A 20,967-nucleotide genomic window follows, 5' to 3' on the forward strand; every position below is an offset into this window, starting at 1 on the left:
CTGCATCTCTCTGTCAGTGTAATAAATGAAATTGATAAACAAAATGCGAGATCTATCGCAAGTTTTACCCCAGCCAGTGCAGCAGAACGGGAAAAATAAACGGTGCCAGCAGTGAGGTAATAATGGCGCACAGCACCAGCGCCAGCGAACTGAACGCCCCTTCCTGCGCATCCATCTCTACCGCACGGGCGGTACCAATAGCGTGCGAGGCGTTGCCAATCGCCAGCCCACGAGCGGAGGCGGCACGAACCTGCAACAGGTTCAGCAGCATATGGCCAAATACCGCGCCGAGTACCCCGGCCATCAGCACGCAGATTGCGCTGATCGCCGGTATTCCGCCCAGTGAACCGGACACCGCCATGGCGATCGGCGTGGTGACTGATTTCGGCAACAGGGTCGCGGCGATCTCGGGCGTGGCACCGAGCCACAGGGCAATTGCAGTCCCGGAGACCATCGCGGTGATACTGCCGATAAAGCAGACGCTGATAATCGACTTCCAGCGGGCGCGGATCTGATGCATCTGCTGATACAGCGGCAGCGCAAGGGCGACCACGGCGGGCTGCAGCAGGCCGTTAAGGATGGCGCTACCCTGGAAATAGCGGGTGTAGGGGATCTGCAACAGCAGCAGCAGCGGAATGATCACCGCCATGGCGATCAGCAGGGGATTCACAATGGAGATTTTGACCCGAGCGGCAAGCTGACGCGCCGCCAGAAACACCACGACCGTTAACGGAATGGACCACCACATATCACTCATCACGTTCTCCCTGCGGAGCCAGCGGCTGGCGGTGCATACGCTGTGAAAGAACGCCAACGGTCACCAGCACAATCAGCGTGCTGACCAGGCAGGAAACCACAATAGGGCCAAACTGTGCGGTGAGAATATCCATGTCATTCATCACGCCGACGCTAATCGGCACGAACAGCAGCGCCATATAGCGAATAAACAGGCTACAGCCGGGCCTGACCCACTCAACGGGAAGGATTTGCGTAGCCAGCAGGGCGAACAGCACCAGCATGCCGATAATACTGCCGGGAATGGTGACGGGAAGCAGGCTGGAAATGCCGATACCCACATACAGGCAGAGGTAGATAATGAAAAAAGCGCGGATAAACTGCCACAGAATCAGCGGGGCGCGGCGCATGATAACCTCCTGAATTTCAGAACGTTAATCATACGATTAAATGACTTGATGCGCTACCCGGGCGGGCAAGCACAGAAATAACAAAGGGGCGAACAGTTACCCGCTCGCCCCTGTTAAGAACGGCTTACTTCACCTGTTGACCAGGCTGCGCGCCGCTGTCCGGGCTGAGCAGGAAGATATCCTTACCGCCAGGGCCTGCGGCCATCACCATCCCTTCGGAAACGCCGAAGCGCATTTTACGCGGAGCGAGGTTTGCCACCATCACCGTCAGACGACCGACCAGCACCGCCGGGTCCGGATAGGCTGCACGAATGCCGGAGAACACCTGGCGGCTTTCACCACCCAGATCCAGCGACAGGCGCAGCAGCTTGTCGGAGCCGTCAACGAATTCCGCATTCTGGATCAGCGCAATACGCATATCCACTTTGGCGAAGTCGTCAAAGGTGATGGTGTCCTGAATCGGGTCATCGGCCAGTGGACCGGTTACGGCCGGTTTCGCGGCAGCAGCGGCTTCCTCTTTCGAGGCTTCAATCAGGCCGTTAACTTTATCCATTTCAACGCGGTTATACAGCGCCTTGAAAGCGGCGATATTGTGGCTCAGCAGCGGCTGGTGGATGCCTTCCCAGCTCAGTTCCTGATTAAGGAACGCTTCCACGCGATCGCTCAGCTGCGGCAGTACCGGCTTCAGCCAGGTCATCAGTACGCGGAACAGGTTAATCCCCATGGAACAGATCGCCTGCAGATCGGCATCGCGGCCTTCCTGCTTCGCCACTACCCACGGAGCCTGTTCATCAACGTAGCGGTTAGCCACGTCGGCCAGTGCCATAATCTCACGGATCGCACGGCCAAATTCGCGGCTGGCCCAGGCTTCGCCAATGCTTTCTGACGCATCGGTAAAGGTTTTATACAGCGCCGGGTCCGCCAGTTCCGCAGACAGCTGGCCACCAAAACGCTTATTGATAAAGCCAGCGTTGCGTGACGCCAGGTTAACCACTTTATTAACGATATCCGCATTCACGCGCTGGACGTAATCTTCCAGATTCAGGTCGATATCGTCGATGCGGGAAGAGAGTTTCGCTGCGTAGTAGTAGCGCAGGCTGTCCGAATCCAGATGCTGCAGCCAGGTGCTGGCTTTAATAAAGGTGCCGCGCGATTTGGACATCTTCGCGCCGTTGACCGTCACATAGCCGTGCACGAACAGGTTGGTCGGCTTACGGAAGTTGCTGCCTTCCAGCATCGCCGGCCAGAACAGGCTATGGAAATAAACGATGTCTTTACCGATAAAGTGGTAGAGATCCGCGTCGGAGTCGGTCTTCCAGAACGCATCGAAGTCAATATCGCCGCGTTTATCGCACAGGTTCTTAAACGCACCCATGTAGCCGATAGGCGCATCCAGCCAGACATAGAAATATTTGCCCGGCGCGTCAGGAATTTCAAAGCCGAAGTAAGGTGCATCGCGGGAGATATCCCACTGCTGCAGACCCGACTCGAACCACTCCTGCATTTTATTGGCAACCTGCTCCTGCAGCGCGCCGGAACGGGTCCAGGCCTGCAGCATGGCGCTGAACTCCGGCAGATCGAAGAAGAAGTGCTCGGAATCGCGCAGCACCGGCGTAGCGCCGGAAACCACCGACTTCGGATCGATCAGCTCGGTTGGGCTGTAGGTGGCGCTGCACACTTCGCAGTTGTCCCCATACTGATCCGGTGCCTTACATTTCGGGCAGGTGCCTTTAACAAAGCGATCCGGCAGGAACATGCCCTTTTCCGGATCGTAAAGCTGGGAAATGGTCCGGTTTTTGATAAAACCGTTCTCTTTCAGGCGCGTGTAGATCAGCTCGGACAGCTCGCGGTTCTCTTCGCTGTGCGTTGAGTGATAGTTGTCGTAGCTGATATCGAAACCGGCAAAGTCGGTCTGATGTTCCTGACTCATTTCGGCAATCATCTGCTCCGGCGCGATACCCAGCTGCTGGGCTTTCAGCATAATCGGCGTACCGTGTGCGTCATCGGCGCAGATGAAGTAAACCTGGTTGCCGCGCATTCGCTGGTAACGGACCCAAATATCTGCCTGGATATGCTCGAGCATGTGTCCGAGATGAATGGAACCGTTGGCGTACGGCAGGGCGCACGTTACCATAATTTTTTTCGCGACTTGAGTCATAGTGAGACTTGCTTTACCTGTTGAAAAAGGGGTTTAGATGGTAACCGAAAGCCAGTCCCTGCGTAAACAAGGGGTTCATCCACTGGGGGATTTTTACGGCGTGGGTTCACCGGGGCAGGGCGGGATCTGATATGATTAGCATTATATTACTTTCTTTATCACAGATCAGAACAAGGAGCCGGGATGACGTCACAAGCGAAGCCCGAGGCGCTGCGCGCTATCGTCATGGGGGTGCTGGCCACCTTTGAGCATCCAACCCTGCAGCACAATCTCACCGTGCTGAAGGCGCTTCGACACTGCGCATTAATAGATAACACCCTGCATATTGAACTGACTCTGCCTTTTGCGTGGCAGAGCGCATTTGAAACGCTGAAATCCACCGTTAGCGCCGAACTGCTGCGCCTCAGCGGTGCCTCAGCCATCAGCTGGCGGCTGTCGCTTAATGTCGCCACCCTGCAGCGGGTGAAAAACCGCCCCGGGGTGAACGGTGTGAAAAACATCATCGCCGTCAGCTCCGGCAAGGGCGGGGTAGGGAAGTCCACCACAGCGGTTAACCTGGCGCTGGCGCTGGCCGCCGAAGGCGCGAGGGTGGGCCTGCTGGATGCGGATATCTACGGTCCGTCGATCCCGGATATGCTGGGCACCGCAGCGCAGCGCCCCAGCTCGCCGGACGGCAAACATATGGCACCGATTATCGCGCACGGACTGGCGACAAACTCTATCGGCTATCTGGTGACCGACGATAATGCCATGGTGTGGCGCGGACCGATGGCCAGCAAAGCGCTGATGCAGCTGCTGAACGAAACGCTGTGGCCGGATCTGGACTACCTGGTGCTGGATATGCCGCCGGGAACCGGTGACATTCAGCTGACGCTGGCGCAAAACGTGCCGGTGACCGGGGCGGTGGTGGTCACCACGCCTCAGGACATTGCGCTGATTGATGCCCGTAAAGGGATAGTGATGTTCGAAAAGGTTGACGTGCCGGTGCTGGGTATCGTTGAGAACATGAGCATTCATATCTGCAGCCAGTGCGGTCACCATGAACCTATCTTCGGCACCGGTGGGGCAGAGCGTCTGGCGGAGCAGTATCACACCCGATTACTTGGCCAGCTTCCGCTGCATATCAGCCTGCGGGAAGACCTCGACGACGGCGAACCGACGGTGGTGCGCAGGCCGGACAGTGAATTCACCACGCTCTATCGCCAGCTGGCAGGTAGCGTTGCTGCACGTCTTTACTGGCAGGGTGAGGTGATTCCGGAAGATATTTCCTTCCGCGCGGTTTAAACAGAGCGCCGTTAACGGGCGGGTAGCATCATCCCGCCCGTTACGCCAGGCGCACGTGCCGCTGCTGGAAACCGTCCACCATCGAGTAATCAAAGTCGATTTTTCCGGCGTCAAACAGCTCAAGGATCAACGTGAAATCGTTGTCGGGGGACACGTTGCAGCGATGATTGAGCAGAGTATCCTGCATGATAAAATTCCGGTCGCCACGGGCGATACGCTGCAAATACTGCAGCATTCTATAGGCATTTTTACTGATGCCGGTCTGTTCGTGAAGGGGTCTGCTGGTCATTGTCTGTACTGGCGTGATCTTGTTACGAAAGAGATATTATACTCCGTTATGCTTTATGGACGGCAAGCCGATTTTATATTTCAGCTCCAGCAGTCGCAGCAGTGTGCAGATGATAATCGCCGCTCAGGTGCTATAGATATGCGGGACATACCCGGCCGAATCGCCTATTTCTATTGCTGCACCGATTAACGCTGTGCTGGCGTAGATATCCTGGCTGAAGATAGTTGGCGGCTTACCGATCATCAGGTCACGCAAACACCCTCCACCCACGGCGCTGACGCAGCCGAAAAGTATGGAAAGCTCAACATTTTGCGTGTGTAGCCACGTTTATTGGCACCAAACGCGGCAAAAAATCCCAGCCCCAGCGCACCAAAAAACAGCGTGGCGCGTTCAAATGACAGAATTAAGACGCTGAAAAAACGCCACGCAGATCATGGCCACCACGATCGCCAGCAGATAGTTGAGGCTGATCAGACCGGCCGGGGGCAGCGTGGAGATGCAGAGATCGTGCATGGCGCCGCCTCCTACGGCAGTGACAGCAGTCAGTACGCATACGCCAAAAATATCGAAGTCCTCTTTTACCCCAGCGGTAACCCCGCTCAGCGCAAAAGCAAAAGTCCCAATCAGATCGACAGTGTGAAAAATATTCAGCATGCCACACATCCTTTGTCTGCATCAAAAGCCACGGATGAACGTGGCCGTGCCAATACTAAAACCAGGTCATTACGGCAACGATCGTTGCTTCCATTCTCGCCGCTGCCGCTGGTATCAGAATGAATCTAACCAGTATGGAGTGATAAGCCGGGGATTGATGAGTGGTAAAATGATGCGTGGAACATTATGCCATTCCTGTGTCATAAGTTGCGGTATCAACAGTTAAAGCACAAAGTGCATTAAAAGATACTCGCCCTGCGCCACGGTTCGCCATCCATGTTTCTTATAGAAGCTTTGCGCCTGCAGATTCTCAGCCAGACACTTTAACGCACCGGTCGAAGTAAACGAACGTTGTACCGCCTGTAAAAGCGCGCTTCCCGCACCGCTTCCCTGCCACTCCGGGTCTACAAACAGGCTGTGCAGGGAGTTATCCTGCTCCAGAACTGCGGCAAAACCCACTCGATGACCATCCAGTTCCGCCACCAGTATACGTTCGCCTGGTGTTGCACGGTCAAAATCCTCTAAACGCCAGTCGCTATCGTCCAGCCAGGTCCAGCTTTGCCTGCGAGCAGCCAGAAACAGCGCGCGCAGGAAAGGACGATCGGCCTCAGTGTAGGGACGGATAATCATAATCTACTGACTCCTGAAATGAACGCGCCGGATGGCAATCGGCAGAGTGTATAGCAAAATCGGTGGAGAATACTCTGGGAAAACAACGGCTAGCAGGGTGCCGGGAGTAAGTTGATGTAGATGCTGAAAATTTCGTTTCTACCAGTATTGTATCCGCCTTAGATGCAGTAAATGCCATATATTAATCTGTTTAATAGGGTTCTGAAGGTGGGATTGAAGTGAGGATGGACCCGGATGACGAAGCTTTGAATTTAAATACTACGATAAAGCAGTTAAATATCGCGAAAAATAACCCTGGCTGATTAATTTATATGCGCTGGGGTGTACGTTTTACGAGATTAGGTCTAATGAGAAAATTCCTATTATTTTTTCTGCTAATAATTCCTTTTTCGGGTATTAATATATCTATAAAAATAAAATTACTTAAAAATCAATTTGTTGTAATTTGTTTCCTGATGCGTATTAGGGTTTATACCATAAATTTCCGACCACTCAGAGCTGTCTGGAAAACGCCTGAATCAGTATATAGGACTCCCAATTGACAGATATTTACCTTAGAATAATTCAAATTCACTAGTACAACCACACCAGTCTTGAACGCGTTCGGAGGGTTTATCCGATCGCGACCTGACCTGACCGGGCATTGAATGTGGTTAATGATTATCGCCGAGTAGCACAGTGCACTGGTAGCTGTTGAGCCAGGGGCGGTAGCCTGCCTTGCCTGGACGAGTGATATTTTTTAATCAAACTGCTCACTCGTTTTTACACCGCTACAACAAATTTAATCATAGTATCATCTAATTCTTGTATACCTGAAAATTTATAGTTGATAATCAGAAAACGCGCAAAAAATATTCAGATTTATTCCAGCTGTTAACACTTGCTATATTTCTTTTTTTGGAATCTGAATTCGCTTCGTTGCCAGCTAAAGGACTGATATAGCCGTAAAATTTCTGTATCTGTCTGATGGTAAAGATTTTTGTTTTCGGTTGCTTCAGTGCTGTACATTTTACATCTCAGAAAAATGGCTAATCTCATGTAAGGATTAAGGATAATCCAGCGCGTTTTACCCTACAAAAGTTTAATTAAACTCCTCGCTTTAATCCGGGAATGACTTCATTCCTGACCGCAAAAAACGTAGTACGTGAAATATTAACGGCCTGTCTGAGATGTTTTCAGAGTTATTGCTCTTGCAGCTCGAAACCAAAGATAATTTTTAGCGAAAAATTATGGTTATAAGTGGCCTCATTAGCAGGCCTGAAGTAGTATTGTGCAGGTTAAAACAGCACGTTTTGATGCTTCTGCAAGGCCGGAATTATCAGCATCGATAACACGCTTTTTAGAGTGCGCACACGTAACACAGCATCCTGGGGGGATGCATAGGGGGAAATCTAAGCATATGAGAGCAACAGCAGCGCCGCCTGTTCCACTTTTAGCCGGTAGAACTCTACCCGAAGCAATACACCCCTTTCGTGACTGTGGTTGCGGTCGCGATGTGATAGCAGGATGGGCTCCCAGAATCACGGTAACCTTTCATAACGTTTTGGCTATGGTTGGTAAAGAGACCCGATAGAGCATTCACCTTCAAAGCTCAGGCTATTTATTACTGCTGAATGCAGCAGATAAAAATGACGACTGTTAGTGATTTCACCCAAAACGAATACTGGCAGATAACTCTCTTATTCATTGATGATATGAACTTATGACGAAGAAATATTTGAAACTTTCGGTGGTTGCAGCAGCAATTGGGTTATTAAGTGGTTGTACCGTGATACCTGGCCAGGGTTTGAGCACTTCTGATAAGGATGTGATTAAGTCCCAGGATAGCGATTTTGACGTTAGCAAAATGGTTAACGTGTTCCCGATGACGCCAAATCTGATCGATCAGTTACGTCCTGCACCGGTTATCTCTCGCCCTAATCCTCAGCTTGATGCTTTACTGAGCAACTATGAATACCGCATCGGCGTGGGCGACGTGCTGATGGTGACCGTGTGGGATCACCCGGAACTGACCACCCCGGCAGGCCAGTACCGCAGCGCCAGCGACACCGGTAACTGGGTTAACGCCGACGGCACCATCTTCTATCCTTATATAGGTAAAGTGCAGGTTGCCGGCAAAACTCTGGCGCAGATTCGTCAGGAAATCAGCAACCGCCTGACGACTTATATTGAAAGCCCACAGGTTGACGTGAGTATTGCGGCGTTCCGTTCGCAGAAAGCCTACGTGACCGGTGAAGTGATTAAATCTGGCCAGCAGGCGATTACCAATATCCCGTTAACGGTGATGGATGCAATCAATGCCGCTGGTGGCCTTGCCCCGGATGCCGACTGGCGCAACGTGGTGCTGACCCACAACGGTCAGGAATCAAAACTTTCCCTGTATGCGCTGATGCAGAAGGGTGACCTGACCCAGAACAAGATGCTGTTCCCTGGCGATATTCTTTACGTGCCGCGCAATGACGATCTGAAAGTGTTCGTAATGGGTGAAGTGGGCAAACAGTCAACCCTGAAAATGGACCGCAGCGGTATGACGCTGGCCGAGGCGCTGGGAAATTCCGAAGGAATTTCGCAGGCGATGGGCGATGCTCAGGGTGTCTTCGTGGTGCGTCAGCTGAAGGGTGATAAAAACGGTAAGATTGCCAATATCTATCAGCTGAATGCCAAAGACGCGTCGGCCATGGTGCTGGGGACTGAGTTCCAGCTGCAGCCTTACGATATTGTTTACGTTACTACCGCACCGATCGTTCGTTGGAATCGTGTAATTTCCCAGCTGGTTCCGACCATCACTGGCGTACATGATATGACAGAAAACGTTCGCTATATTCGTAACTGGAATTAATTATGTTTGATTCTATTCTTGTTGTTTGCACTGGAAACATATGTCGATCTCCAATAGGAGAGAGAATGTTGCGAAGAGTTTTTCCTGATAAAAAAATTGACTCTGCTGGAGTAGGTGCATTAGTTAACCATACAGCAGATGCTTCTGCCGTTAAAATTGCAGAGAAATATGGTCTTTCTCTTGAAGGTCATAAAGGAAGACAGTTTACTTCTAGTCTAGGAAGTCAATATAGTTTGGTGCTTGTAATGGATAATAGCCATTTGGAGCAGGTAAGTAGGATTGCGCCAGAAGTGCGAGGTAAAACAATGTTGTTTGGCCACTGGCTTGGGGGTAAAGAGATCCCAGACCCATATCGCAAAAGCGAAGAGGCGTTTGATTCAGTTTATCAGTTAATTGATTTGGCCAGCCAACATTGGATTGCCAAGTTAGGTGGATAATTTTCAGGGAATAAGGCATGACTTCAGTCACGAAAAAAACATCGGCTTCGCAGGATATCAATGAGATTGATTTGGGTCGCTTGATTGGTGAATTAATAGATCATAGAAAATTAATCATCGCCGTTACTACTGGTTTTGCAGTATTAGCGGTACTTTATGCTTTATTAGCAACTCCTATATATCAAGCTGACGCATTAGTCCAAGTAGAGCAAAAACAGGGGAATGCAATCTTGAGCAGCTTGAGCCAAATGCTGCCAAATAGTCAACCTCAGTCTGCGCCAGAAATTGCTTTACTGCAATCTCGTATGGTACTTGGTAAAACAGTTGATGATCTAAATTTACAAATACAGGTAAAACAAAAGTATTTTCCACTTTTTGGCCGTAGAATCGCTCAACTTATGGGAGACAAATCAGGAAGCATTACGATTAGTCGTCTGTATCAGCCTAATGTGGATGATGATACTGATAATAATACAATAACTCTTACGGTAAAAGACGATAAACACTACTCAGTTGAGGGCGCAACTTTTAGTATTGATGGTACAGTGGGGACTTTAGTTGCTGAAAATGGTATTTCTCTGTTAGTTAATTCTATCGATGCTAAACCCGGTGACAAATTTACAATTAAACAACTAACCCGAATCAAAGCAATTAGTGATCTTCAAAAAATCTTTAACGTTTCAGATCAAGGAAAGGATTCTGGAATGTTGAGTTTAACGTTGACAGGTGAAAATCCAGAGCTGATTTCTCGCATTCTAGATAGTATTACTCAAAATTATTTGGCACAAAATATCGATCGCCAGGCAGCCCAAGATGCTAAGAGCTTAGAGTTTTTGAATGAGCAATTACCAAAAGTTCGTAGCGATCTTGATATAGCTGAAGATAAGTTAAATGCTTATCGTAAACAGAAAGATTCTGTTGATCTTAACATGGAAGCTAAATCAGTTCTCGATCAGATTGTTAATGTTGATAATCAACTTAATGAATTGACTTTTCGTGAAGCAGAAATATCGCAGTTATATACTGTAGAACACCCAACCTACAAAGCATTGATGGAAAAAAGACATATTCTCCAGGACGAAAAATCCAAACTCAATAAACGAGTTAGCGGGATGCCATCAACGCAGCAAGAAGTTCTGCGTTTGAGTAGAGATGTTGAATCCGGTCGTACAGTATATCTACAATTGCTGAATCGACAACAGGAACTAAGTATTGCGAAGTCCAGTGCAATTGGTAATGTTAGAATCATCGATGATGCAGTCACTGAGACTAAACCGGTGAAACCAAGGAAGATATTGGTGGTCGCAATCGGTTTAATTTTAGGTTTGTTTATTTCGATTGGTCTGGTTTTATTACGAGTATTTCTCCGTCGCGGCATTGAGTCACCAGAACAACTGCAAGAAATCGGGATTAATGTTTATGCTAGTGTGCCGATCTCTGAATGGCTCGCAAAGAATAATAGAAAATCAAATCAATTGCGCAAAAATAAATCGGAAATATTGTTAGCATTGGAGAATCCAACTGACTTGGCAATTGAAGCTATACGAAGCCTGCGCACTAGTCTTCATTTTGCAATGATGGAAGCTAAAAATAATGTGCTCATGATTTCAGGAGCAAGCCCTAATGCAGGGAAAACATTCATAAGTAGCAACTTGGCGGCAACACTTGCTTTGACCGGAAAAAAAATATTATTCATTGATGCTGACTTGCGCAAAGGCTATGTCCATAAGATGTTGGGAGGACAACAAGATAAAGGACTCTCCGAGATTTTGTCGGGACAAATTGCGGCCGAAACGGTAATTGAAAAAGTAAAAGATGCTGGATTTGACTACATTGGCCGAGGAACTGCTCCCCCGAATCCTGCTGAATTGCTGATGCATCCACGTTTCGAGAATTTATTAAAATGGGGCCAAGAGCACTATGATATTGTCATCATTGATACACCTCCAATCTTGGCCGTAACTGATGCCGCAATTATAGGTGGCTATGCTGGTACAAGCTTGCTGGTCGCCCGTTTTGAAGAAAATACAGTTAAAGAGATCGAATTTAGTGTCAAAAGATTTGAACAAAGTGGCGTGAATGTAAAAGGATGCATTCTTAATGGTGTTGTGAGAAAAGCCAGTAGTCATTATGGCTATGGTTATAATTATTATGGTTACTCTTACTCTGATAAAGAAGATAAGTAGTAATTTTCTAACTGGCCCTAAAAATCAGGGCCAGTTGATTACATTTGAATAATAGATTTCTATTCTGGTTTACTATAGTGCGATATTTAATTAATTTTTGGCTAAGATATTATTAATCTAATATAGGGATTTGAAGTGAACTTAGGAAAAATATATATTGATCCTCGTTGGGATGGAGCCGGTGGAATAGGCACGTTTTATAATAATATAAATCGTATTAATGAATATAAGAAAATTAATATAGTCGGGCAGCCATTTAATCCAATTGATTGTTGGAATTCCACAAAAGCATTAATGAAAATTAATGATGGTGTTGTTTTTTTTCCTGGATATATACCTCCATTATACTCCAAAGTTCCATTTGTTTTCACGATACATGATTTAAATCATTTGGATAGGAAGGAAAACTCAAGTATCTCGAAAAAAATATTTTACAATACAGTTATAAAAAAAGGATGCTCTCGAGCTGGTTATATTTTCACAGTTTCTGACTTCTCTAAAACTCGTATTGTAGAATGGTCGGGTGTTGATGCCGACAAAGTGATAAATGTCGGTAATGGTGTATCTCCATTATTTTTCCCTAATGGTGAAAGGGTGGATTTGGGTTTTAAATATCTTCTCTGTGTTAGTAATAGGAAAGGACATAAAAACGAATTAGGAACTTTGCTAGGATTTAAAAAAGCTAAAATTGATCCTGCAATAAAAATTGTTTTTACTGGGAATCCCGATGGTTTCATTAAAAATAAAATAGCTGAACTTGATCTTCAAGAAAGAGTAGTATTTACTGGCTATTTGGATGAAGAGTATTTACCTAAATTATACCGTTCAGCTTTAGGTGTTGTATTTGTTTCTTTTTATGAAGGATTCGGATTGCCAGTTGCAGAGGCTCAGGCGAGTGGAGTACCAGTTGTAACATCATACGGCTCTTCGCTAGAGGAGATTGCTGGAGATGCTGCTTGTTTGGTTGATCCCAATAGTACTGATGAAATAGCAAAAGGTATATCTGAAATTTGTAATAATATCTCTTTGAGAGATTCATTAGTAGTGAATGGTATAATAAATAGTAGAAGATTCAATTGGGATGTAACTGCCAGGCATGTTGATACCTATCTAAAAAAACTGATGTGTTAAATAAGTTATAATAGAATATATAAGTAATTTAATACAATTGAAAATGGTATCTAAATGAATAAAATCTCACAAAGCTATTTGGTCGATATTATTTGCCCTGTCTATAACAAAGCGCATCTTATAGATTTATTTATTCGCTCGTTTTTGAAAAACTTACCCGATAGAAATTTTAATCTTATTTTGATTAATGATGGTTCAACCGATAATATAGAAGAAGTTGTTTCAAAATATAAAAACAAAAATATAAAAATCTTTAATAAAGAGAACGGAGGGGTGTCATCTGCCAGAAATATGGGGTTGAGGTTAGCAACCGCTAAATACATTTGGTTTTGTGACCCTGATGATGAAGTTATTGCTAATGGAGATTCAATAACTCAATTGTTAGAGAGAGAAAATGCAGACTTATATGTGTTTTCATATGAGGAAAGTAAGCAAGGAAAAAAAAGGATTTTCCGCGACATAGGGAAGGTAAATAAAAAATATGATTTTAGAGATTATTTATTAGAGCACGATTACTTCGGTAAAAACAATGGAATTAGTACGTTGTGGAATAAGATATATAGTAGAAATGTTCTTGAGGGCCACAACTTTGATGTCAAGCTATCGAATGCTGAAGATAGGATGTTCAACTTAAACATATTTTCAAATCAAGGGCAATGCTACGTTAGCGATATGGCTATTTACAACCATATAATATATGAAGATGGAACGCTGAGTACTGTAAAGTCATACAAGAAAATTGAAAATATAAGACTGGTGAATGAAAGAAATATCCAGATCATTTCTTCATATAAATCTGATGTTACTATAGAAAAAAAGAAAAATATAGCAATCATATGCAAGGAACTTATGATTTATGGAAGAAAAGATATTTCAGAATTTTATTTTGAAGAGCACAAAAAACAGGGTGTTGGTGTATTTCCATTGCTACACTGGTCTGAGGTTTTATATATGATTCCATTTAATACAAAAATATACAAGATAATTAAAGGGTTGAAAAAAATATCGATTTTGAAATAAGAAGGCGAACATGCTTAAAAAAATGGCACATTATATATCCCTATTAACGATACTAATAGGGCCGTCAATCGCTTTGGCAAACGATTTTCTTTTAGGCGTTGGTGTACATCCTCAGTCTTTTCCGGGGGGGGCTGACTCTCTCTTTAGGCAAATAGAAAGGCTTCATGCGCAATCGATTAGAACAGATTATCCTTGGTATCAGGTTGAGGGTAGTAAAGGAGTTTATACAGCACCTAATAAAGAAATAGAAGATACACTAAAAAAAGCAATAGATAACAATATTACACCGCTTATAATTCTAGGTTATGGAAATCCAATATATAATGAAAAAACAAAAAACAACCCAAGGATGAAACCTATTGGAGAAAAATCTGTTGCTGGTTTTGTAAATTATGCAACGTGGGCTTCAAATCATTTTGCAGATAAAGATGTTATTTTCGAAATATGGAATGAATGGGTACAGGGAGGCGGTGGTGGTAAAAGGATTACGTTGAGTGATGCATCCATTAGAAGTTACTCAAATTTAATAAATAAGACGTGTTTTGCAATAAAAAATAATAATAGAAATGCAAAAGTTATTATCGGCTCTACAAGTCCATTTGATGATAAATCTAATTTGTGGTTAAGGTCATTAATTACCAACCTTAATATGAAATGTGTTGAAGGGATTTCTTTACATGCATATCATTATTTCCCGAAAAGAAAAACAATAAATGCTGAAAGTGTAGTTAAAAAATTAGATGAATTACAAAATTATCTTCATGGAAGTGTCAAGGATGGAAGGCCTATTCCGTTTTATATTACAGAGATTGGTGTGCCTGGAATTTCATCATCCCGTTATAACGATAGTGATATAGCTGATTATTTTGAACGATTGATACCTTTGTTAAAATCAAAAGACTATATTAAAGGTGTTTGGTGGTATGATTTAATCGATGACGGAGATAATAAGGACAATATCGAGCATAATTTTGGATTGTTGAATTTCAATAAAACGGATAAGCCAGTAGTAAACAAGTTTATTTCAATGGCGAAGGGGCTATAATAAACTATTTTATAAGGTTTAAAAAAGATGAACACATTTAGCTATATGGGCTTATCTAGAGAATATGTTATTTTCCTATTGGTTTCGATAGCCTGCTCTATTACCCTATTTGTTTCCCCGTTATTAGGGCTTTACTTAACTATATTATACTTCTTGTTTGTAAAGGTGGATTCTGTAGTATTAAGATTACCTGGTGAAATATTCGCAATTATTTGCATGAGTGTTATTGCCGCCTCAATCCAGGTTGGATATGGGCATGGTGATGATTATTATAATGTTTATATTCCAGTCTATGAGTCAATTGATAAAGGTGGTAGTATTTTCTCCTTTTTCTCTGGCGGTGTAGAATTTGGATTGCCTTTATTTTTTTATATAATAAATAAATTTTTCCCTGATGCTAATTACATTCAACTGAGTGGTATTATTACATTTATCTATTCGTTTATATTTATTTTATGGGTTGAGCGTTTTTTTCTAAAAAACATTGAAGATAAGTATAAAGGAATAGCTTTGGCAGCTTTATTAATTTTCTTTAACTATCTAATTTTAGTTCATTTAATGCGTCAGTCATTGGCGTCACTATTTGTTTTGTTCAGCATTGGTTATTTTCAAGAGCATAAAAATAGAAAAGGTATTATCTTTTTTATTATCGCTTGTGTTTGTCATCTATCATCAGCCATTATAATTCCGTTGTTTATAGTTTTCCTTGGTAGTAGAAAGTATCTTAAAGTGGCAGTTGTGTCTTTTATCGTTTTTTCCGTCATATCCTTTAAGTTTCTTATTGGATTTATTGTAGCGCACAACATTTTTGGCGTAGCTACATATAAAATGGCAGTATATGAAAATGATGTAATAGAAACAACGGCTGGTGCTGGGTTTGTTCTACATTTCATTGTGCTATTTGTCTTGTCACGATTTATACGTGATAATTCAATTGAATCATATAAAAGCCTTATCTTTTATTCTTGCCCAGCGTATTTAGCTCTGACATTAATCCCTTTTGCTTCAGATAGGTTGTTTATGCCAATAACGGGATTCATGCTTGGCGGTTTATTTTTTATATGCTTCAAAAGGTATGTGACAATATTCAGATTATTACTTTTAGCCTACTGTATTCTAAGGTTTGTTAGACTGGGGCCATATGCCAATAACATTTATGGATTATGGTTTAACTATCCATGGTTGGGCAGTTTTTTTATCTAATACATTAGGGGGATTGGATGAAGAAAAATAAAGATTTAATAATTCTTCATGATGTTGATGGGCGAATTTATTTTGAAGCATTAAAAAAACTTTCAGATGACAAAGTAATAGGAAGCATAAAATATAGAGAGACTTCTGTTATAAAAAAAATGTTATCAGCCATAATTAAAAGAAAAGATGTCTCATTATGGTTCAAGCGCGGGCTGAATAATACTTTATTCAGATTGCAGTTGCCTTTTTTAAAGAACAAAACAATTATATTCGGTATAGCACCTTATAATATACGCTTTGCTTTTTACGGATTATTAGGTATTAGAAATAATATTATTTATCACACGTCATGGCCGTATTGGTGGGGGGATAATGTTCCTTATCCATATAATGGAAAAAATTTAATAATAAAAAAAATTTTCAAGTTTTACTTAAATAATTTAAATTTTAAGGTCGTTGGTGTAACAGAACCTTGTATTGAAAGTATCAGTAGCGAACTAACCAATTCAAAACTGGAGTGTTCTTTTATCCCTCACGCGGTCAATGTAGATTTATTTAAACATGACGGTGGTGAAAAAAATTCGGCAAAAAAAATACTATATGTAGGTAGGTTGGTTAAAGAAAAAGGTGTTTTCGAACTTGCTGAAGCAATTAGAGAATTAGATTCTGAATATACTTTCACAATAGTAGGTGCAGGTGTTGAAGAGAAAAAGCTCGTAAGTGAGTTGAACCGATTTAAAAATGTTGAATTTCTGGGGCACATAGCCGAAAAAAGTAAAGTTGCAGAGGTTTTCAAGCAACACGATATATTGGTCCTACCCTCAAAAAAAATAGATGGCTGGGAGGAGTTATTTGGCTTGGTGATAATTGAGGCAATGGCTTGTGGTTTGATAGTCATTGCAAGTGATCACATTGGGCCAAGAGGAATAATAAGCAATGGAAAAAATGGATTTTTGATATCAGATGTTAATTTGAAAGATAATTTAATCAAAAGCATTAATAACCTTAAAAATATGGAACTTGATTTCATAAGGGCTGGTGCACGGAAAACGGCCATGGAATATGATATAAATAACATAAAAAGAAAATGGAGCGAGGTGATTAATGAAGTACAGCATTAGTAGTTTACCTCACGACCTTCTTAATAAACCAATATGCTTTTTTTTCCCTTCTAAAATAATAGGTGGCCATGAGTTAATGGCTATTGAATTAATAAAGCAGCTTTATGAAAAGGGGAAAAGTATCAGTGTTGCTTATTTGTCACAGAATGAAGAGCTTAAAGAAAGAATTTCAAAAAATGGCATTGATATTGATTTCATGGTTATTGATTTAAAACAACCAAGGTTTGAGTTTTTACATGCTTTATTTAATTTTTACTACTGTAATCAAGTTGATAAATCCATGCTGAAGATGGATTCTTTCGCAAACGGAAATATAGTAGTAGTTCAAGGAGATATCGAACTAGGTGCGGCCTATATTAACTCAGCTAAAAAGAATAATATTGATTTATATTCTTACATTCCCTATGCGCATTCTGCGAAGAAAATGAATAAAGCTTTGGCTTTTTTTCGTGATCTTTATTATCCAGTGTTGTATAAAAAAGTTAAAAACTATATAACAATTAGTGAGCAATTCAAAAAGGAATTAATAAATATAAACAGCAATTCGAATGTTTATATTGTGGAAAATAATGTGAGATGTCTCAATGATATAAAGAAGAAGAGACAAGAATGCTGCGATAAATCTGACATGAAGTACGAAATTGCGATTGTGGGGCGCATCTCACTAAAGCAAAAGGGACATGATAAACTGATTTTAGCTCTTGCCCAACTTCCACCCGAAATAATTGATAAGATCAGACTACATATTGTAGGAGATGGTAAAGATCTGAAGCTGCTTAAAGATCTTGTATCTAAAAACTGTGCCAATATGAGTGTTATTTATCATGGATGGTGTAAGGAACCATGGGAAAAAATCTATCATGTAGACTTGATTGTTATTCCTTCAAGATTTGAAGGTGTCCCATTAGTTATGCTTGAATCTATAGAGTTAAAGATAGATGTGTTGGCTTCAAATATTGATGGTATGATAGATTATTTAGATAGTGAGAAATTGTTCGATTCCATTGAGGATTTAGGGAAAAAGATAAAGAAACGCATCGTCGAACATAAAGACAAAATGAATTTCAGTGCCAGTGAATAAAGTTTTAATGAGTTAAAGTAATATCATAATTTACTATAAATATGCAATTGCAATAAAGTTAATACTTTTTCAATTGTATGACATTTCAAAAGCTAAATATTTTATAATTTTCTCAATGATTGGTTATATAACCATATCTTGTTCCTATCCGGGTTAGAAAAAGAGTCTTGCCTCATTAATTATTTTTAATTGTATTTGAGCTAACAATTTTAAGGTGTTTCATGCAAATATATTATTTCAAAGACCCCGTCGGTAACTTTGGTGATGACTTGAATTCTTGGTTATGGGATGCTTTACTTCCAAATTATTTTGATACTGATGATACAGTAAGACTATCAGGTATCGGCACCATAATTAATACTTCAATGCCACCGGCAAAAAAATGGTATGTTTTTACTAGCGGTGTTGGATATGGCTACCCACCTGTAAACTTTGGCGATGACAGTTGGAATGTGCTTAGTGTTCGTGGACCCTTGTCTGCAAAAGTGCTTGGTCTTGACAAAAGTAAGGCTATTACAGACGGAGCTGCGCTACTTAATACGCTTGATGAATTCCAGCCATTGCCTGAAAGCGAAAGGAATGGTGTAATTTTCATACCTCATCATCATGCACTGCTTTCAGGAAAATGGGAATTAGCCTGCAAGCATGCTGGCGTGGAGTTCGTGAACCCTCAATGGGATTCTAAACTCGTGATACAGAAGATAAGACATGCAAAACTAGTAATTGCTGATGCTATGCATGCTGCAATTATTGCAGATGCTATGCGTGTTCCATGGGTCCCTGTCATAACATCACCTCAAATCAATACGTTCAAATGGTTGGATTGGACACAAACTATAAATTTATCATATGAACCAAAAATATTGGGTTCCAGTAGTTTCAGGGAAGCATACAGAAGTCGAACACTTTCACTATATGGTGAGAATTATTTCATAAAAAGCTTATCGATTGATGATGCAGTTTCAGATTTTTATCGGAAAAGAAATTTAAAATCAAATTCCTGGTGGCGTACATATAAAATGACTACAGAAAAACTGGTTTTTTCAGCGCCTAACAAGCTTCTCTCAAATGATTTAGTTGAGAAGGTTTTTGATGAAAAATATCAAGTTGCTATCATCAAAGCCTTGGTTGAATTAAAGGCAAGTAATGGTTTCCTCAGTAAGGATGTTGACTTCTATAGGAATATTGAACGTTTGCTTGAATGTAAAGAATCGTTATTGAAGTTAAAATAATTGTACCCCTCTCTATGAGAGGGGATAGGATTTCGTAATGAATAAGTCTAAGCTATCCATATTAAACATCGTATGGTATTTTATAAGTAATGTTTTTCCAGCATTAAGTGCTTTTTTTATTTTCACTTTTGCATCCCATTCGATATCTGTTGTTGAATTAGGTAGTATCACCCTTTGCACTACAATTACAGCTATTTTAATAAATGTAAGTGCTGTTGGGTTTGCTGATGCTATTGTCAATAGGCAGGATGTGAAAAAAGCTGAAATCGATGCTATATTTACTTTGATTTTTTCATTAAGCATTCTTTTTTATATATTTTCGGTGTCCGTGCTTTTTTTTCTTGTAAATTACGGTGTAAGTCCCTTAGTAGCAAACACATATCCAGTTTTAGGTGTTAAATTGGTTTTGGATTCAGTCTCTTTTGTTCCCCTTGCTATTCTTTCAAGAAAAATGGAATTTAAAAAAATTGCAATAAGGACTATTCTATGTTCAATCTTATCGGCATTGATATCTGTGCCTGCGTTAATTAATCACAATGGATTTTATGCAATAATTATAAGTTTGCTAACTACAAGTTTCGTTAGTTTTTCTGTGCTATGGCTTTCCGCTGGTTATAAACCCCGGTTAGTGTATCCTGGAAAAAATTTATCTGAGATTTATAACTTTGGGATTAATAACTCTCTGACAAAAATTGTAAACTCATTCAATTTTGATAATATATTTTTAGGTTTTTTTGGTAGTCTTTCAACACTTGGAATCTATGGTTTTGGAAAGCGAGTATTAAGCATCTTTACTGACATAATAAGTAGTGCAATTTCCAATGTCTCATACCCTATATATTCTACGCTAAACCACGGTGATAGTAATAAACTGAAGGTAATATATCTGAAAACGATATATTTTTCGGTTTTAATAAGCATGCCTATATTTATGGGGCTTATATTAATATCGGATGATATAGTTCCTCTTATATTTGGTCAGCAATGGTCTTCAGCAGTTCCTACGATAAAGTTCTTCTTCGCGTTTGGTTTTTTATCGTGCATAGGAAGTCTACAGTTATCTTTGATTAAGGCGAAGGGATTCACAGGCTGGATATTTAAATACCAACTATTTCAGCAAGTAACTACTGGTATCTTAGCTCTAATATTGGCAGGCTATGGTCCCGAGTATGTAATTATGGCCATTGTAATAAAAACTTATCTGACTTGGCCATATACTATTTTTTATATCAGCAGATTGCTCGATATTTCAGTTTTTGATTATTTGAAAGTTATATTAAAGCCTTTTCTTCCGCTGGGTGTTCTTGTAATATCATTTTTTATTTTAAAAGAAAGTTTTCACTCTATAAATTTATTTTTGTATTTATTTATGCAAGTTTTTTCTTGTGCTTTAATTTATGCTTTGAGTACGTATGTCTTTTTCAAAAAAGACATTATTGGCATTTTTCATATGATTAAGTATCGGAAAGTAGATTCATTGGAATAATGTTTCTGATTGAAATCAATCTTCCATATTCATTT

At 41.7% G+C, this 20,967-nt stretch carries 19 protein-coding genes; 12 read left to right on the forward strand and 7 right to left on the reverse strand.

Annotated elements, in window-relative coordinates; all coding sequences use genetic code 11:
• Positions 1-64: 64 nt before the first annotated feature.
• From AC07U6_RS04210 to metG, 3 genes are all read right to left on the reverse strand, one after another.
• Positions 65-757, reverse strand: coding sequence for a CidB/LrgB family autolysis modulator (locus tag AC07U6_RS04210; protein WP_494763136.1), 693 nt, complete (start codon positions 755-757; stop codon positions 65-67).
• Positions 750-1,145, reverse strand: a complete 396-nt coding sequence (locus AC07U6_RS04215; protein WP_494763135.1) for a CidA/LrgA family protein — start codon at positions 1,143-1,145, stop codon at positions 750-752. The genes AC07U6_RS04210 and AC07U6_RS04215 overlap by 8 nt, the downstream gene beginning before the upstream one ends.
• Before the next feature lie 124 nt (positions 1,146-1,269).
• Positions 1,270-3,303: a methionine--tRNA ligase gene (gene metG, locus AC07U6_RS04220; protein WP_494763134.1), complete on the reverse strand. Its 2,034-nt coding sequence runs from the start codon at positions 3,301-3,303 to the stop codon at positions 1,270-1,272.
• Positions 3,304-3,486: 183 nt separating this feature from the next.
• Here metG and apbC point away from each other — a divergent pair, with 183 nt between their 5' ends.
• Positions 3,487-4,587, forward strand: a complete 1,101-nt coding sequence (gene apbC / locus AC07U6_RS04225; protein WP_494763133.1) for an iron-sulfur cluster carrier protein ApbC — start codon at positions 3,487-3,489, stop codon at positions 4,585-4,587.
• A 40-nt stretch (positions 4,588-4,627) separates the two neighbouring features.
• Here apbC and AC07U6_RS04230 read toward each other — a convergent pair whose 3' ends face one another.
• From AC07U6_RS04230 to AC07U6_RS04245, 4 genes are all read right to left on the reverse strand, one after another.
• Positions 4,628-4,876 (reverse strand): hypothetical protein, encoded by a 249-nt coding sequence (locus tag AC07U6_RS04230; RefSeq protein ID WP_494763132.1) that lies wholly within the window; start codon positions 4,874-4,876, stop codon positions 4,628-4,630.
• A gap of 123 nt (positions 4,877-4,999) precedes the next feature.
• Positions 5,000-5,170 (reverse strand): TRIC cation channel family protein, encoded by a 171-nt coding sequence (locus AC07U6_RS04235; protein WP_494764519.1) that lies wholly within the window; start codon positions 5,168-5,170, stop codon positions 5,000-5,002.
• A 96-nt stretch (positions 5,171-5,266) separates the two neighbouring features.
• The gene (locus tag AC07U6_RS04240; RefSeq protein ID WP_494763131.1) at positions 5,267-5,530 is read right to left on the reverse strand and encodes a trimeric intracellular cation channel family protein; all 264 of its coding nucleotides are present in this window, start codon (positions 5,528-5,530) and stop codon (positions 5,267-5,269) included.
• A gap of 222 nt (positions 5,531-5,752) precedes the next feature.
• Positions 5,753-6,160 carry a GNAT family N-acetyltransferase gene (locus AC07U6_RS04245; RefSeq protein ID WP_494763130.1) on the reverse strand — a complete coding sequence of 136 codons (408 nt, stop codon included), beginning with the start codon at positions 6,158-6,160 and terminating at the stop codon, positions 5,753-5,755.
• 1,702 nt (positions 6,161-7,862) lie between these two features.
• Between AC07U6_RS04245 and AC07U6_RS04250 the strand changes: the two genes are divergently transcribed.
• The 11 genes from AC07U6_RS04250 to AC07U6_RS04300 all read left to right on the forward strand — a co-directional run bounded on the left by AC07U6_RS04250 (position 7,863) and on the right by AC07U6_RS04300 (position 20,932).
• The gene (locus tag AC07U6_RS04250) at positions 7,863-8,999 is read left to right on the forward strand and encodes a polysaccharide export protein (RefSeq protein ID WP_200545963.1); all 1,137 of its coding nucleotides are present in this window, start codon (positions 7,863-7,865) and stop codon (positions 8,997-8,999) included.
• A 2-nt stretch (positions 9,000-9,001) separates the two neighbouring features.
• Complete coding sequence (locus AC07U6_RS04255; protein WP_494763129.1) at positions 9,002-9,436, forward strand: arsenate reductase/protein-tyrosine-phosphatase family protein; 435 nt, start codon at positions 9,002-9,004, stop codon at positions 9,434-9,436.
• 17 nt (positions 9,437-9,453) lie between these two features.
• Complete coding sequence (locus AC07U6_RS04260) at positions 9,454-11,622, forward strand: polysaccharide biosynthesis tyrosine autokinase (RefSeq protein ID WP_494763128.1); 2,169 nt, start codon at positions 9,454-9,456, stop codon at positions 11,620-11,622.
• Between the two features lie 135 nt (positions 11,623-11,757).
• On the forward strand, positions 11,758-12,753 hold the full coding sequence (locus AC07U6_RS04265) for a glycosyltransferase family 4 protein (RefSeq protein WP_494763127.1): 996 nt from the start codon (positions 11,758-11,760) through the stop codon (positions 12,751-12,753).
• A gap of 54 nt (positions 12,754-12,807) precedes the next feature.
• Positions 12,808-13,773 carry a glycosyltransferase family 2 protein gene (locus AC07U6_RS04270; RefSeq protein WP_494763126.1) on the forward strand — a complete coding sequence of 322 codons (966 nt, stop codon included), beginning with the start codon at positions 12,808-12,810 and terminating at the stop codon, positions 13,771-13,773.
• 10 nt (positions 13,774-13,783) lie between these two features.
• The gene (locus AC07U6_RS04275) at positions 13,784-14,818 is read left to right on the forward strand and encodes a glycosyl hydrolase (RefSeq protein WP_494763125.1); all 1,035 of its coding nucleotides are present in this window, start codon (positions 13,784-13,786) and stop codon (positions 14,816-14,818) included.
• Between the two features lie 27 nt (positions 14,819-14,845).
• Entirely contained in the window at positions 14,846-16,021 is a 1,176-nt protein-coding gene (locus AC07U6_RS04280; protein WP_494763124.1) for an EpsG family protein, read from the forward strand.
• A gap of 17 nt (positions 16,022-16,038) precedes the next feature.
• Complete coding sequence (locus AC07U6_RS04285; RefSeq protein ID WP_494763123.1) at positions 16,039-17,133, forward strand: glycosyltransferase family 4 protein; 1,095 nt, start codon at positions 16,039-16,041, stop codon at positions 17,131-17,133.
• Positions 17,117-18,214, forward strand: a complete 1,098-nt coding sequence (locus tag AC07U6_RS04290) for a glycosyltransferase (protein WP_494763122.1) — start codon at positions 17,117-17,119, stop codon at positions 18,212-18,214. Before AC07U6_RS04285 ends, AC07U6_RS04290 begins: the two co-directional genes overlap by 17 nt.
• Positions 18,215-18,435: 221 nt before the next feature.
• Positions 18,436-19,446: a polysaccharide pyruvyl transferase family protein gene (locus AC07U6_RS04295; RefSeq protein ID WP_494763121.1), complete on the forward strand. Its 1,011-nt coding sequence runs from the start codon at positions 18,436-18,438 to the stop codon at positions 19,444-19,446.
• Positions 19,447-19,483: 37 nt separating this feature from the next.
• Positions 19,484-20,932, forward strand: coding sequence for an oligosaccharide flippase family protein (locus AC07U6_RS04300; RefSeq protein WP_494763120.1), 1,449 nt, complete (start codon positions 19,484-19,486; stop codon positions 20,930-20,932).
• Positions 20,933-20,967 lie beyond the last annotated feature (35 nt).

It is taken from the genome of Erwinia sp. GW821-FHT03D09, from assembly GCF_059420805.1.

Coding starts and splice junctions, on each gene's coding strand:
- AC07U6_RS04230 (WP_494763132.1), bottom strand. CDS start 4,876: ATGACCAGCAGACCCCTTCACGAACAGACCGGCATCAGTAAAAATGCC.
- metG (WP_494763134.1), bottom strand. CDS start 3,303: ATGACTCAAGTCGCGAAAAAAATTATGGTAACGTGCGCCCTGCCGTAC.
- apbC (WP_494763133.1), top strand. CDS start 3,487: ATGACGTCACAAGCGAAGCCCGAGGCGCTGCGCGCTATCGTCATGGGG.
- AC07U6_RS04275 (WP_494763125.1), top strand. CDS start 13,784: ATGCTTAAAAAAATGGCACATTATATATCCCTATTAACGATACTAATA.
- AC07U6_RS04245 (WP_494763130.1), bottom strand. CDS start 6,160: ATGATTATCCGTCCCTACACTGAGGCCGATCGTCCTTTCCTGCGCGCG.
- AC07U6_RS04290 (WP_494763122.1), top strand. CDS start 17,117: ATGAAGTACAGCATTAGTAGTTTACCTCACGACCTTCTTAATAAACCA.
- AC07U6_RS04240 (WP_494763131.1), bottom strand. CDS start 5,530: ATGCTGAATATTTTTCACACTGTCGATCTGATTGGGACTTTTGCTTTT.
- AC07U6_RS04280 (WP_494763124.1), top strand. CDS start 14,846: ATGAACACATTTAGCTATATGGGCTTATCTAGAGAATATGTTATTTTC.
- AC07U6_RS04260 (WP_494763128.1), top strand. CDS start 9,454: ATGACTTCAGTCACGAAAAAAACATCGGCTTCGCAGGATATCAATGAG.
- AC07U6_RS04210 (WP_494763136.1), bottom strand. CDS start 757: ATGAGTGATATGTGGTGGTCCATTCCGTTAACGGTCGTGGTGTTTCTG.
- AC07U6_RS04215 (WP_494763135.1), bottom strand. CDS start 1,145: ATGCGCCGCGCCCCGCTGATTCTGTGGCAGTTTATCCGCGCTTTTTTC.
- AC07U6_RS04285 (WP_494763123.1), top strand. CDS start 16,039: ATGAAGAAAAATAAAGATTTAATAATTCTTCATGATGTTGATGGGCGA.
- AC07U6_RS04300 (WP_494763120.1), top strand. CDS start 19,484: ATGAATAAGTCTAAGCTATCCATATTAAACATCGTATGGTATTTTATA.
- AC07U6_RS04270 (WP_494763126.1), top strand. CDS start 12,808: ATGAATAAAATCTCACAAAGCTATTTGGTCGATATTATTTGCCCTGTC.
- AC07U6_RS04255 (WP_494763129.1), top strand. CDS start 9,002: ATGTTTGATTCTATTCTTGTTGTTTGCACTGGAAACATATGTCGATCT.
- AC07U6_RS04295 (WP_494763121.1), top strand. CDS start 18,436: ATGCAAATATATTATTTCAAAGACCCCGTCGGTAACTTTGGTGATGAC.
- AC07U6_RS04250 (WP_200545963.1), top strand. CDS start 7,863: ATGACGAAGAAATATTTGAAACTTTCGGTGGTTGCAGCAGCAATTGGG.